The 14,065-nt window shown below is 45.3% G+C and carries 8 protein-coding genes and 1 pseudogene; 3 read left to right on the top strand and 6 right to left on the bottom strand.

Annotated features, from left to right (window positions below):
* Positions 1-66: 66 nt before the first annotated feature.
* The 3 genes from ABH09_RS04510 (at position 67) to ABH09_RS04500 (ending at position 4,203) form a co-directional block, all read left to right on the top strand.
* Positions 67-2,145, top strand: a complete 2,079-nt coding sequence (locus ABH09_RS04510) for a DNA topoisomerase (protein ID WP_253715366.1) — start codon at positions 67-69, stop codon at positions 2,143-2,145.
* A gap of 150 nt (positions 2,146-2,295) precedes the next feature.
* Positions 2,296-3,711: a tyrosine-type recombinase/integrase gene (locus ABH09_RS04505; RefSeq protein WP_253715365.1), complete on the top strand. Its 1,416-nt coding sequence runs from the start codon at positions 2,296-2,298 to the stop codon at positions 3,709-3,711.
* A gap of 291 nt (positions 3,712-4,002) precedes the next feature.
* Complete coding sequence (locus ABH09_RS04500) at positions 4,003-4,203, top strand: hypothetical protein (RefSeq protein WP_253715364.1); 201 nt, start codon at positions 4,003-4,005, stop codon at positions 4,201-4,203.
* Positions 4,204-4,377: 174 nt separating this feature from the next.
* On the opposite strand, the gene ABH09_RS04495 is transcribed toward ABH09_RS04500, so the two are convergent.
* The 6 genes and pseudogenes from ABH09_RS04495 to ABH09_RS04465 form a co-directional block, all read right to left on the bottom strand.
* The gene (locus ABH09_RS04495) at positions 4,378-5,973 is read right to left on the bottom strand and encodes a leucine-rich repeat domain-containing protein (protein ID WP_253715363.1); all 1,596 of its coding nucleotides are present in this window, start codon (positions 5,971-5,973) and stop codon (positions 4,378-4,380) included.
* Entirely contained in the window at positions 5,970-6,509 is a 540-nt protein-coding gene (locus ABH09_RS04490) for a hypothetical protein (RefSeq protein WP_253715362.1), read from the bottom strand. Before ABH09_RS04490 ends, ABH09_RS04495 begins: the two co-directional genes overlap by 4 nt.
* Positions 6,510-6,546: 37 nt before the next feature.
* Positions 6,547-7,369: pseudogene (locus ABH09_RS13020) on the bottom strand (hypothetical protein).
* A 430-nt stretch (positions 7,370-7,799) separates the two neighbouring features.
* The gene (locus ABH09_RS04475; protein WP_253715361.1) at positions 7,800-9,962 is read right to left on the bottom strand and encodes a right-handed parallel beta-helix repeat-containing protein; all 2,163 of its coding nucleotides are present in this window, start codon (positions 9,960-9,962) and stop codon (positions 7,800-7,802) included.
* Positions 9,959-11,611, bottom strand: coding sequence for a hypothetical protein (locus tag ABH09_RS04470; RefSeq protein ID WP_253715360.1), 1,653 nt, complete (start codon positions 11,609-11,611; stop codon positions 9,959-9,961). The genes ABH09_RS04475 and ABH09_RS04470 overlap by 4 nt, the downstream gene beginning before the upstream one ends.
* A gap of 966 nt (positions 11,612-12,577) precedes the next feature.
* Positions 12,578-14,050 (bottom strand): M81 family metallopeptidase, encoded by a 1,473-nt coding sequence (locus ABH09_RS04465; protein ID WP_253715359.1) that lies wholly within the window; start codon positions 14,048-14,050, stop codon positions 12,578-12,580.
* Between the last annotated feature and the right edge of the window lie 15 nt (positions 14,051-14,065).

Here is a 14,065-nt window from a genome sequence, read left to right as displayed (position 1 = left end):
GCCTCTTTAGGACACCTGTGAGTATAGCATATTGATGTTATTACTGCAATACTTTATATTATTTTTATGACTTTTATTTTAACTGAAAAACCTTCCGTCGCTAAAGCATTTGCCCACGCCCTCGCGGTTCCCTTTACCGGCTCCTATTATGAAAACAGCCGCTATCTTATTACCAATTGTCTCGGACACCTTTTTCAAGCATTCGATCCTGAAGATTATGAAGTACACTATAAAAAGTGGAGCCTTTCGGATTTGCCGATTATCCCTCACACAATACGTTTTAAAAAAATTGAAGCGTCAAAAAAACAAGCTAACCTTGTCGTGTCATTATTACAAACACACCAAAGTGACACTATCATCATCGCGACCGACGCAGGCCGTGAAGGGGAGCTTATTGCCCGCATCGTTTTAAACGAAGCAGGCATCACTGATACGAAAAATATTTTTAGGTTTTGGACATCTTCTGCGCTTACACCGCCTGTCATTACAGAGGCCTTAAAAAAGGTGAAACCATTAAGCGACTATAATGATATCGCTCGTCAAGGCTATGCCCGCCAAAAAGCCGATTGGCTTGTCGGAATCAATATTTCCCGTCTGTTATCCCTCCATGCAAAAACACTCCTTTCGGTCGGAAGAGTGCAGACGGCCGTACTCGCCGAAATATTCAGGCGGGAAAAAGAAATCGCGGACTTTATCCCAACTCCTTATTATGAGTATGTCGCGGAAATAGCCTCAAGTGAGGCTATTTTCACGGCAAAGGCCTATACAAAAAATGAAGACGCCTCGATTACCACTGCTTTCCAAAACGACTGTTTTACTCCTGACCGGTTTTCAAAAAAACCGGTAGCCGTACAAGAAATAAAACAAGAACAAAAAAAGGAAGTCCCTCCGCTCCTTTTTAATTTAAGTGCACTGCAACGTGCTGCCTTTTCTTCTCTTTCCCTTTCTCCCGATCAAACCCTTGCCATTGCACAAACACTCTATGAAAAGTATCAATGCCTCTCTTATCCCCGCACTCCAAGCCGTGTGATGGGAAGTGCCGACGTTCCGCTTATTAAAGATGTCTTTGAACGCATGAGTGCTGTATATCCTGAATATACGGGCGCTGTTGATACTGCGTTACTGGAGGCTCGTAATACCCGTCTCTTTAATGATGCGCAGCTTGAAGATCACCATGCGTTAATTCCCCTGCAAGCAATTCCAGATACTGCTTCAAAAACTGAAAAGGCGGTATTCTCTCTTGTCGTAAAACAATTCTTTGCTTCTTTTTCTCATCTCTTTGTTTATGAAATGCAAACACTCTTTCTTACGATAGATGGTGTGCCTTTTATTGCACGAGGGCGGAAGACGCTTCAAAGCGGATGGAAATCACTTTTCTCAAAGGAAGGTGAAAACTCCGATGAAACCGGTGTACCGGATAAGGGTGAAGAAAATACTTTTGATGATATTGATACAACGCATCTTCTTTGCAAGGAAGTACGGACAGAAAAAAAGAAAACACAGAGTAAAAAGCCCTATCGCTATGACTCGCTTTTGCAATTTATGGAAAAGCCGAAAGAAAACGGAAAGCACAGTGCCTCCCTTGGCACCGAAGCAACCCGCGCTGCAATTATTCAAACGCTCTTGGATCGCGCCTACATACATGAGGAAAAAAAGAATCTTCATCTTTTGGAAAAAGGGATTTTCTTAATTCAGCAGCTTGAAAAATTTCCGCTTCTTTCTCCACTTATTTCAGCACGGGAAACAGCGGAATGGGAGTATGCCTTAAAAACCGATTCAAAAACGTTCTTAGAAAAAATAGAAGCGTTTGTCTCAAATGTCTGCAAAGAGCAGCTTTCCATAGCCGTATTTGAAAAACAAAAAATTGGTACCTGTCCGCTCTGCGGCGGCGCAGTCGTTGAAATGGAAAAAGCATTCTCTTGTAATCAGTATCCCGTTACCGGCTGCCGCTTCACCATATGGAAAAAAACATACGGCACACTTTTATCTGCTTCTGATGCAGCTTTACTTTTAAATGGAAAATCCGTACGCAAAAAGAACTGCAAAAGCAAAGCCGGAAAAGTTTTCTCTTGCATTCTTTCCCTTGTTAATGGTACAATAACCTTATCGTTCGACACATCAAAAGAACGAAAGATACGACGGTAAGTATGCGCCGCCTTTATCGGAAAAATATGGACAGGGAGGGGTGTTTCATTTCATTATGAAACAATTGCCCCCGGTATACAACGCGAATACCGCCCTTCCATAAGTATTTTTATTTCCTGATAGAAGGATTTTTAAGGAGCACACGAACCTATGAAAACAAAAAAATATTACCTTTATCTCCGCGGCAGTATTTGGTATTGCCGCTTCATCGATCCGGTAACCGGCAAACCCTTAACAGCCCGCTCAACGGGTAAGTCTTCCAGACAAGAAGCTGAAGAAGTTGTTATCGGCTGGCTCTATGGCGGTATACCTCAAAAGCACAATAAAGAAGAGAAACAAGCCATTGAAGTTCATGCAGTTATCGAAACATTCAAAAAAATGATCGTAAATAAGCGTATCCCTTCCGATGAGCTTTCCCAAATTCTCTCCCTCGCTTCTTATATGTACGGTTTCGCCGCTTCCGTTCATCCTTGTGATAATCAAAAAGAGAGCGGACATCCTCAACAATCATCGCACATTGAATCGCTAGACGTAAAAAAAAACGCTACCGTAAATAGTCATTCATCTCTTTCATTCGTCGATTACACTTTAACCTTTTGGGATTGGAAATGCTCCCCCTACATTGCCACCCTTCGTGAGGAAGGCGTACAGGAAAAACTCCTTCCGGGGAAAACACGGTTTCAAAAAATACGCTATATGCTGCAAAAGCGTTTATTCCCGTATTTTAAGAATACCCCGCTTCATACAGTAACGGCAAAAGACATCAATAAATTTCTCGTCTCCCTTTTGGGCTCTCTTAAAGTAAGCAGCCTCAAAAAAATGAGTGAATGGCTCCAACAGACGGTTAAGTTCGCTTATAAAGAAGGATTACTCGATACTGATATATCTCCGCAAATTCATCCGCCGAAAGGAGAATGTGAGATAAAGCCCATTTTAACAATCGATCAATCGGTACAGCTCTTTTCTACTACTGAACATTTTAAAAATAAAATGCACTACTGTATCAATAAACTCGCTCTGGAAACAGCCTGCCGTATCGGTGAAGTCGCGGCTCTTAAAATTTCCGATATTCTTTTTAATGACGGCGAAACGCAGGCAACCGTACGTATCACAAAAAACTATCATTTCAGTAGCCATATCTTGAAAGACACAAAAAACAAATCTTATAAAGAAGTTCCCATCTCTTCTCAACTGACCGCTTTATTAAAAGAGTTTATCGATACCCACCCTCAAAAAGATAATGAGGAAGCCTTCTTATTCTATAATAGCACAAGAGACGATAGACCGATCGGCTATGATTCAATACGCAAAGAATTTATCCGCGTGATGAAAACTCTTGGCTTTTATGTGCCGCATTTGAGTATTCATTCCTATCGTCATTTAGCGGCTGTCATTTTATGGGATAAAGGATACCTAGAACGTGAAATTATGATGGTTACCGGACATAAAAGCCTTTGGGTATTACGTCATTACTGCAACCATGAAACGCAGGCGAGGAAAGAAAAGAAGCGAGAGATGAGCAGGGCAATTGCACAAGCAATTACACGTGAGACGCTTATTGCATAAATATATAAAATGTATCAAAAAGGGCTTGACTTTTTATGAATATGGTGTACGATAGCAGTATAGAAAAAACAAGTGTAGAAAAAGCTGTAACGATTTTTTAATCAATGATGCTTTTTCGTGTGCTATTAACTGCTGTTTTAGGGGTAAACCCCTTGAAAAAACTTCCCTTTTTACTATCAAGTTTTGCCTGTATGCGAAACTCACAGTCAAAACTATACAAGGATGTATAGTTTTGACGATGCGACAACGCAGATATACCGCCTATTTGCAAAAGAAAGGAGGTAATAAACATTGTTAATAGGTGAGTATGATTATGATACCGACATAGCAGTGCAACGGGAAGAAAGTTTTGATATGGGGCGCTCAGAGGGTTCACACCAAAAAGCGCTTGAAACGGCAAAAAATCTTCTGCAATTCGGGCTTTCTCGGGAAAAGATAGCGCAAGCAACCGGCCTAACCACAGACGAAGTCGAAGCAATTTGTAATGGGTAATTTGTAATTTGTAATCATCCATTACCCATTATCAATTGCCCCCCTCCCCCCATACCTCCGAAATTCCGCACAGCATTTGAGGATAGGAAGGCTCCCGAAAAAGAAGAGGGAAGGAAAGACTCTTTTTTCCGGATAAGTGTCTTTCCCTCCCTTGCTCATTCCCCGCTATTTCCATTAAATCTCAACCCATGACCCGCTTCCATTCCTCTTATACATCTTCCACTTCTTGTTATTTTTAGCATTATTAAAGGCTGTGGCTAAATCCGGAGGAGTGCTAAAATCTTTGTGATTGCCCTCGGTAACGCCGGATTCTTCGGTGTAAAGAATACACTCCCCCTTATAACTATCCTGCCGCGCCGGTAAATCGTCAAAGAGTTTGGTAAAGGCTTGTGCGGTGAGCTTATTGTTGTAGCAGCGTAGCGTTCGCAAAGCAGTTAAGCCCTGCACATTAAGTGTAGTGAGTTGATTGTTGCCGCAGTATAGCCATCCCAAAGCGCTTAAGCCTTGCACATTAAGGGCGGTAAGCTGATTGCTGTAGCAACCCAGCCCTTTCAAAGCGGTGCAGCCTTGTATGTTAAGGGCGGTAAGCCGGTTGTTGTAGCACCACAACCCTTCCAAAGCGGTGCAGCCTTGTACGTTAAGGGCGGTAAGCCGGTTGTTGTAGCACCACAGCCATTGCAAAGCGCTTAAGCCCTGTACGTCAAGGGCGGTAAGCTGATTGTTGTCGCAGTCCAGATATTGCAAAGTGCTTAACCCCTGTACGTCAAGGGCGGTAAACCGGTTGTTGCTGCAGAACAGTTTTAGCAAAGCAGTTAAGCCCTGTACGTCAAGGGCGGTAAGCTGATTACGGTCGCAGCTCAGATATTGCAAAGCGGTTAAGTCTTGTACATTAAGAGCGGTAAGCTGATTAGCAATGCAGCCCAGACTTTGCAAAGCACTTAACCCCTGTACGTCAAGGGTGGTAAGCTGATTGTAGCCGCAGTACAGCTCTTGCAAAGCGGTGCAGCCCTGTACGTCAAGGGCTGTAAGCCGGTTGTTGGAGCAGTCCAGATATTGCAAAGCACTTAACCCCTGTACGTCAAAGGCAGTAAACTGATTGTAGCCGCAGTACAGCCTTTGTAAAGCAGTTAAGCCCTGTACGTTAAGGGCTGTAAGCTTATTGTTATCGTTGTAGGTACCGCTGCAGTCCAGTTCGGTGATATTGCCTTTAAGGATAACGGTTGTGCCTTGTGCGTGCAGCACCGTGTACGTGCTGTTGTCGCTTGCAAGATTTGTTTCGGTGCAGCCTTCTACAGCTACGGCGGAACCGTCCGAGGTTACTGCTTTAACTCTGATGGTGAGCTTATCGGGGCTTAAGATGAGCGATGCGCCGCCTTCGACAAAGGGGGCATCAAAGCGCACCTTTACGTCGACTGCTGCCGTTACGGTGTGGGTATAGGTGTTGGACGTATTGCCTGTAACAACGATGCCGTCTACTTTCCACTCTTTTATCATGTAGCCTGCGGCAGGCTCTGCCGTAAAAGTTCCCTTTTTACCCTGTTCGACGGTTATGGGGCTTACATCCGTTTCCGCTATGCCGTCCGCCTTTACTTTAAGCGTTCCGCCGGTGCCTTCTACGCTGAAAGTTACCGTGTGTTTGGGAACCGCAGAACTTTCACCCTCTCCTTCCTCAATCAGCATCTTCTTTAAAAACGGGTTTTTACAAGCCGAAACCGATACCAAAAGTACCGCCAAAATTAAAACTAAAATCCGACTTTTCTGTTTTTTCATATTCTAAATCCTCCGCTTACTCCGGCAGCCCAGATTACCGGATAGCCGCCTCTTATATACGGTTCGATAAAAAAGTTTTTTACTGCAAAGCGGTAGCCGAATGTTCCTTCTCCCAAACCGAATACAAAGGGTTTTGCGGTCTTTCCGTTCCAGCCTAAGGAAACGCCACCTTCCACCTGAACAAAAAAGCCTGAATCGCAGGTTTTAAACTTTGCAAAATCATAAAAATTCCAGCGGAACAGAACAGCCGTATCAAGAAGACTGTATCTTTTAAATCCCGTCGAATACAAAAGCTTTACACCGGCTGAAAACCTGCCCGTTTTAACCCAATCAGGCAATACAAACATCCCGTACAGCCCTGCGCCCAAGGCATAGCCTTTCGGCATGTTCATATTCCCTTCCGCCGAAAGACCCAAAGACCAATGAAGGCCGTCTTTTTCTCTCTTAGGTTCATCCTCAACCTCTTGAGCAAAAAGAAGGGAAGCGCCCAAAAATGCCAGCGCACAGAGCGCTGCCTTTACACAATTTTTCTTCATACATCAATGCTCCCGATAACTAATTCATAATTCCCAATTATTTAATCGCTTCTACTTCCGCTTTGCTCAGACCGGTCATCTTTTCGATAAATGGGATTTCACAATTCGCTTGTTTCATCAACCGTGCTGTTTCAAGCGCTTTTTGGCGAGAACCTTCTGCAAGACCGCGTTCAAGACCTCTTGCTTCACCTTCATCCATCGCCTCCATCAAAGCTGCCGGTAATATGCGATATTCTTTTCGTGCCAGTTCGCTCTGTTTTACTGTTTGTATCATCTTCTCTATCCTCCCTGTGTATTTTGTCGTTACTTCCCCGGTTTTTACGTACTGTAAAAAGCCTTGCAACTCTTGACTGTCAGCTTCTTTAAATGCGTTCGCATTGAGTATAATCTTTTTTGCATCTTTTACAAATATGCGGGCATCTGCTGTGTCGTACGCCGAAAATAAATGCTCAACGTATACCCGATACGCCTCCGCTTTATTTTCGGCTATCTCCTTGCATCTGCTCCGCCTCTTTGCAAAAGGTGTTTCAGTAGCGGCACGGATGCCGCTGGTTCTAGCAGCAGCGATGTTTTGCCACAAGGCAAAACTCGTTTTTCCGATAGACAGGGATGTCTATCGGAAAAAACATCTCGATATCGTAGGACGTACCGAACTTGTCCTTTACCAGTACATCAAGCCGGATGGTTTTTGATCCAGAATTGGTTGTAACGGTGTTCTGGGATACCAGATAGGTGATTTTCTCGATCTTAACAGCAAACAGCATTTCTAGAAATTCTTTACAGATAGATTCATGTTCCATCACTTTGCAAAACATGAAGTCGTCAGAAATAGTTAATTCTTCAAATGGTTTTCTTCTCATGTTTGTCTCCTACAGTCCTTATATGACTTTTGGAGCAAAATGGCTAAGGAAATCAAGAAAAATCAACAACCCCGACGCAAGCGTCGGGGCACAGTGCTCAATGTTTCGCACGGTATGTTCTATAAGGTGGTTGCAGTCGGCTTTAATACCCTTTTGTTACGACGCAGAGCGTCGGGGTATTAAACCGCACGAATAAAACAAAAGATCCGTTTTTTATACATTCAACCAACAAGGCAATTCATAATCCTTCTTGCTGCCGTATTGCTGCTGACTAGTATTACTACCATTTATGGCAGATATGATAAAACAGCCTGATACGTTTTCCCGTCTGCTGGAAAAAACTGCGCGGAATTTTGTGTAAAATTCCGCACAGCAGGAAGGCAACCGCTCAAAATACTTTTGATACGGTTGCCACCATGGAGTATCCCCATTAAAATCCGACAAACTTATCCGGATCTGTTACCCCCATTTTGCCCGCATGATTTTTATATTCTTGAAGCTGATTTTGAGGAACCTTTATTCCGCCGTCTTCCAAGGCGGTGCAGTTCTTAAAAACATCTTGAAACAGACTAACTGAATCGTCGTAATTACACATAAGTTTTACTCCTTTTAAACTTTTGCAGCCATCAAAACACTGATACATCATACTAACCGATGAAGGAATATCGGGACCTTGGGTTAAAGCTTTACAACCGGCAAAAGATCTCTCCATATTTGTAACGCCTGACTCAATTTGGGGGGCAACGGTTAAATTTTTGCAGTCTTCAAAACATTTATTCATATTCCCAACGGTTGAAGGAATATTAGAAGCTCGCCTTAAATCTGTGCAGCCTTTAAAACACTCCCTCATCGTCGTAACGCCTGAAGGAATAGCGGGAGCGTGGGTTAACTTTGTGCAGCCTTTAAAACAGCCCTCCATATCCGTAACGCCTGAAGGAATGTTCTCTAGAGAAACGAGGTATTCACATCCATAAAAGCCCTCGTTCATACTGGTAAGATCCGGAATACTGTCGGGCAGTATAAGAGCAACCTTTTTATTACTATTATGTATCGTTTGTGCAAGTCTTCCCATCTGATTGTAGCCTGCACTCTGTAAGTGGTTCGACGGTATAGTGCCGGTTATTTTAAAGCGGTATACGCCCCCCTCCTCGACCGCATGAGGTGATGGTGAAAGATAGCTAGCCAGCTTATCATACCGTACTTCCATATTGGACTTTTCTAATTTTCCGGTAGTATCAATTATCCATGCTTGTGCAATACCGTCGTCTTTGACATCCGATGTTACCGTAAACTTACCTACTTCATCTGCGAGCGTTACGCCTGAACCGCCCCTAAGTACTGGCACATTCTCCTTGTACTCTCTCGGCGTAATGCGTGCGGCTGGGTTGTTTGACAAGGTTCCGTCAACGGTTATCGTCTTTTCGCTCTCCAAATACACATCGTTGTCTGCCTCAATTTTTGCATTGCCGCTCATCGTAAATGTCTTGCCGTTTACATAAACTCCGCCTCCATGCTTTGCTGCTGTGTTGCCCGTAATTGTGCAGCCGGTGGAGCCGTTATTTTGCAGTGTTACCTTGCAGTTTTCACCGACATAGATGCCGCCGCCGTTGCCGTCGGTTCCGGTCGCTTTGTTTGCCTCGTCCGTACTTGTGCCGCCGATAGTGCCGCCGCTGATTGTTACGGTGGCGGGGGTGCTTTCAATCTTTTTCGTATAGATACCGCCGCCGTTCTTTGCGGTGTTCCCCGTAAAGGTGCAGTTTGTGATGTTAGTAGTTGTACCCTCAACATTTAAGCCGCCGCCGTTTGTATCTGCCTTGTTACCCGTAATGGTACAGCCTGTCATGGTGAGCCTTCCCATAAAGGTATATACGCCGCCGCCGTTTGAGTCGTCGTCGCCTGTTGTCTTGTTGTTTTTAATAGTACAGTCGGTCATGGTAACAGTTGATCGGTTTGCGCGCACACCGCCGGCTCTCCATGCCTCGTTGCCGATAATCCGTACACTGTCAAGCGTTAAGGTACAGTCATTATCTACAAAGATACCGCCGCCAAAGTGCCATTTGCCGGTTACCTTGTTTTTCTCGTCCGTACCTGTGCCGCCGATAGTACCGCCGCTGATTGTTACGGTGGAAGCAGTGCTGCCTTCTTTTTGTGCATAAATTGCACCGCCGTCACTAACAGCCTCGTTACCCTTGAGGGTGCAGTTCGTTATGTTGACGGTTGCACCGTTCACAAAGATTGCGCCGCCCTTATTCGCCGAGCAGCTGATGATAGCGCTCGAGTTGTGCATTTTAAAGGTTCCGCCCTGTTGTACATAAACACCGCCGCCTTCTTTATTCGCCGAGCAGCCGGTGATCTTGCTTGTGTCGTGCATTTCAAAGGTTCCGCCGCTTACGTAAACGCCGCCGCCGGAATTATCCGCCGAGCAGTTTTCGATAATGCTTGAGCCTTTCATAATGAGTGTACCACCCGAATTTACGTATACGCCGGCGCCGCCTGAGTGGTTGGAGAGCCATTTACCGTTTTTAAGCGTTATGTTTTGAAGGGTGAGTGTGTTATGCGCATCAAGGATACCCGACTTGCTGTCTGCATTCAAAGCAGCGGAAGAGTTGTTGCCTTTATGGTAAGTCTTTTGTAGGTATTAATTACGCCATTATCTCCCTCGGCATTTGTTGCCTTTATTTCGCCGTCTATGGTAAGGGTAGCGTTATCGGGTGCGCTTTTAACTGCACGCGCAAGGTCACGCCATTTTGCCGTCGGATTCTTTAAGGTCGACTGGTAAAACTTCACCGTTACGGTTGTATCTGCGGTTACGTTGGAAAGACTGTAGGTTGTACTTGTCCCGTTTACTACGACATCGTCCTTTTTCCATTCTGCAACTTTCCAGTCTATATTGGTGGGATCCGCGGTAAAGCCTACACTTCCGCCGTATTCAACTGATGTGCTGCCACTTTCTACAAAGCTACCTGAATCGGCTTTAATCTTTCCTCCCGCTACTTCGTCTACAATTTCTACGCGGTAGGTTACCGTGTAGGCCTTCACAACCTTATAATAAATCGTTTTTACCGGCGTTGCAGCAAAGCCTTCGCCGTCCGTGTAATACTCCAGCTTGTACTTTTTTTCACCGGCGCCGTTTAACGGAAGCGGTACGGTAACGGGATTGCCGTCATACTTTGCCGGCGTTGAACTGCCGATTTCAGTCAGCGTGCAGTGCACTGTTGTATTTGCCGTTGCAGAAGAAACGCTTAATGTCGCTCTGCTGCTATCGGTACCGATGATAGTCGGATCGGATTCGCTGCCGCCGTTGCCGGAAATCTTTGATCCTTCCGTGATGGTAATCTCCTCTGCTTTCGGTTTATTCGGCTTTGTACTTGCGTTCACTATGTCAGAAGCTAAGCCTTTTTTGTCTATAAGTTTAATCGTATAGTCTTCTTTTGCGGCGCCGAGTTCAACCTTAACATTGGTTTGATAGTACAGCACCCAGCTGCTATCGGTGGGAATAGCATCGTTAGGCTGGTTGCTCAGCTTTTCTACATCGGAATGTGTAATAAAGACCGGATCTTCCGGCTTGGTAAACGCGGTTTGCGCTTCATTAACCGAAAACGTATAGGGTGTTCCGTTAATCTCAATACGGTCAAGGTCTTTATGCAAAAGCCCTCCCCCTGCTGTCTTATCCATATCCGGTACCGTGATGCACAGCACGTAATAAGCGGGCGTCCCCGTCGTTTTTGCAACGGCATAGCCCGGCTTCGGAGGCGGGGTATTCGCTTTAAGGGGAATGGTAAAGGTTTGTTTAAACTCTCTGCCGTCATCGGCATACAGGGTGATGGTAGACGAGATATCTTTTTCTCCCCATTCGGCCTTTTCCAAAAAAGATTTGTTATATACAAGCTGCAAGGTATCCGCCGAAGGCTGTATCAGTTCATAATCGGTACCGGCTGCGGGTTCTGTCCCGGTAAAATGAGCGAACTCGACAATCTTTCTTGTTTCGGACGAGGACGGCATAACAAACCGAAAGGACTTGGGGTTCTGTATTTTCAGCGTAACGGTAACCTTATCCGCAGAAGCGACACTTGCCATACCGTTTGCATCATTGTATGTTTTCTTGTCTATGGTCGAGCTTCGTATAAAGGCCTCGGAAGACCAATAGCCGAGGTAATCGTCTATGTCTGTGGTAAACTGCTTACACGTTGCAAACAAAAGAGTAAACAATATTCCGGTTAAAACGATAAAAGCTTTACGCATAGAATGGCTCCCTATTATTATAGATAGAAATGGATACAAAAGAAATTAAGGTATAATAGCAAAAATCTTCTATAAAAAAATGTTTTTAACTCAAAAAGAACCTTAGTTGCTTAAAAAGAACCATGGTTACTCTATCGGGTATGACTTTGTTCGTGCGGAGAGCTTAATACCCTCCGCTTTAGCGGATATTCATAATTCTGAATTGTTTTTCCCTCAGTTTCGGTTTTTATCAAAAAAATAATGCATTATCCCCATTTTGTTAGCCATTTCTTTATCCGTGCTCTATAAGTAGTTATATATGCCTATGGAGGAACATACTATGAAAAAACACAACTGCTCAAGCCGATACATCCGTGTACCGGCTTGGGCTACGAGTTTTTGCCCAGCAAAAACATCGCTTCTGCATGGAACCAGCGGCATCCGTGCCGCTTCTGCCACGTTGAGGATTAATTTATGTGCAGCACGAAGTAGCTGCACCCTTTCCGTTAGCCTTTTGAAATAGACGATGTAGATGCTAGGAGCCTAGCCGAAATAAAGCGGAGGCGTACTTGATGTACGTCGAGCATTTATTGCAGAAGCGGCACGGATGCCGCTCGTATTAACCAGCAGCGATGTTTCGCGATTCCGCGAAACTCGCCATTAAAAGTGTACACGGATGTACACTTTTAATGATGCGACAACGCAGATGCACCGTATATTTGGAACCAACCTTTTTGAAAATAGCCTGTCCAGAAGTGTACATCCGTATACACTTCTGGACGCGAGTTTTTGCTGTGCAAAAACGTCGCCGTTGCGTGAAACCACGGACATCCTGTCCGTTCTGAATACCATTTACCGTCAGCCTTTTGAAATAGACGGGGTAGATGCTAGGAGCCTAGCCGAAATAAAGCGGAGGCGTACTTTTTGTACGTCGAGCATTTATTTCGGCGTAGCGACAACGCAGATACACCGTATATTTCAAAAGGACTAGGCGTGCCAGTCCATACCCCTATCCATCGGATACATCGGGCTCGGCAAATATTTATAGTGCAGACGGGAGAACACTTCGTTGGTGCTACCGTCGGTGAGCACGAGCATCGAGCGTTTTGCAATGGCGCGGATTTCCGGTTCAAGGTAACCAAGCTTGACGACGATGACCTTGCGTTCCGTAGGTTCAACGCCGAGCGCCCGCATCATTTCGGGGTCATAGCAGCCGACATGCTTTGAAGTTACAACGACATCGACGCCGCCGACATCCAAAAGCGCCATATCGCTGTTCTGAGCCTCTGCCCATGCCTTGCATAGTTTTTTTACCGTCGCTTTTACCTGAATGGGTGAACTCTTTTCTTTATCGAAGGTGGCGCCGAGCGTTCCCTCTACGACATTCCCTTCCCCGACTTTAAAGGCGGCTGCAACTAAGGCGGGGTCGTAAAAAGCCTGATAACACAGCGGCGGGTTTAACGAGGTTAAGAAGGGATCGGCAAGGATTGCCTTTAAGAAGTTGGTTACATCCTGCGAAGAACCGGCGGTCGGATTGTCGCCTGAGTCGGAGAGCACTACCGGATACACGCCTGCTTCAACACTGGAACGTGCATGGACAAGGGCGTCGGCGGGTTCGCGGGTTTCGTTGTAAAAGCAGAATTCTTTTCGGGTATCCCAGAATAACTGCGCAAGCTCCCGCGCCTTTTCGGTTGCAAGCTGCTTATCTCCGTCGGTTACCACCATCGCCGTAACACCGTTGTCGGCAGTATCGGCCCACGGAAAGCCGAGCAGGTACGAAGCTGCCATAATGTGCGGCTGTTTCTCGTATTCGCGTAACGTTGCCGTCAATTTTTTCATCGGCTCAACGCTGGTTTCCGATTGTTCACCTGCGATAAGAAACGGAATCTTAACCGCCGACATAACCGGCCTGATGCCTTTTTCCAATGTCTCGATAGTCATACGTGCCGCATGAATGCCGATTTCATATGTGTCTGTATGCGGGGCGCACTTATATCCTACATAGCCGTCTACATAGTCGAGCATTCGCTGCGAAATCGTTGCATGCATATCGAGCGATGACAAAATAGGAATATCGGGGCAGATTTTACGGATATCTTCCAGTAAATCACCTTCAGCCTCACCGATTTCACGTACCCGCATCGAACCGTGCAGGGAAAGACACAGCGCATCCAACGGCAGCGCATCTTTAATCGCCTGCAAGAATTCCTGTTTTAACGAAAGGTAGTAGTCTTTATCCCATTCGCCATTCGGAACCGCCCGTGCAATAAGCGTCGGGATAACCTCGTACCCCGCTTCTTTCAGCGTTGCAATCGAACCGAAAACGGAACTTTGCCCCTTTCCCTCTAAAAGATCCTTTCCCCGTAACACCCAAATATCATCGGGTCCGGTGGTAATCGGATTAAAAGTATCGGACTCATGGTGCATTCCGCCCACAAGCACTCGCTTTTTTCTATTCATTTAAAAAACTCCTTC

This window comes from Treponema sp. OMZ 803, from assembly GCF_024181165.1.
GTDB lineage: Bacteria > Spirochaetota > Spirochaetia > Treponematales > Treponemataceae > Treponema.
The sequence above is the reverse complement of the archived record's forward strand: the minus strand, read 5'-3'. Positions and strand labels throughout refer to the sequence as shown.

What these genes read in the sequence shown, in the direction of transcription:
- ABH09_RS04510 (WP_253715366.1), top strand. Translation starts at nt 67, where the DNA reads ATGACTTTTATTTTAACTGAAAAACCTTCCGTCGCTAAAGCATTTGCC.
- ABH09_RS04465 (WP_253715359.1), bottom strand. Translation starts at nt 14,050, where the DNA reads ATGAATAGAAAAAAGCGAGTGCTTGTGGGCGGAATGCACCATGAGTCC.
- ABH09_RS04495 (WP_253715363.1), bottom strand. Translation starts at nt 5,973, where the DNA reads ATGAAAAAACAGAAAAGTCGGATTTTAGTTTTAATTTTGGCGGTACTT.
- ABH09_RS04490 (WP_253715362.1), bottom strand. Translation starts at nt 6,509, where the DNA reads ATGAAGAAAAATTGTGTAAAGGCAGCGCTCTGTGCGCTGGCATTTTTG.
- ABH09_RS04505 (WP_253715365.1), top strand. Translation starts at nt 2,296, where the DNA reads ATGAAAACAAAAAAATATTACCTTTATCTCCGCGGCAGTATTTGGTAT.
- ABH09_RS04470 (WP_253715360.1), bottom strand. Translation starts at nt 11,611, where the DNA reads ATGCGTAAAGCTTTTATCGTTTTAACCGGAATATTGTTTACTCTTTTG.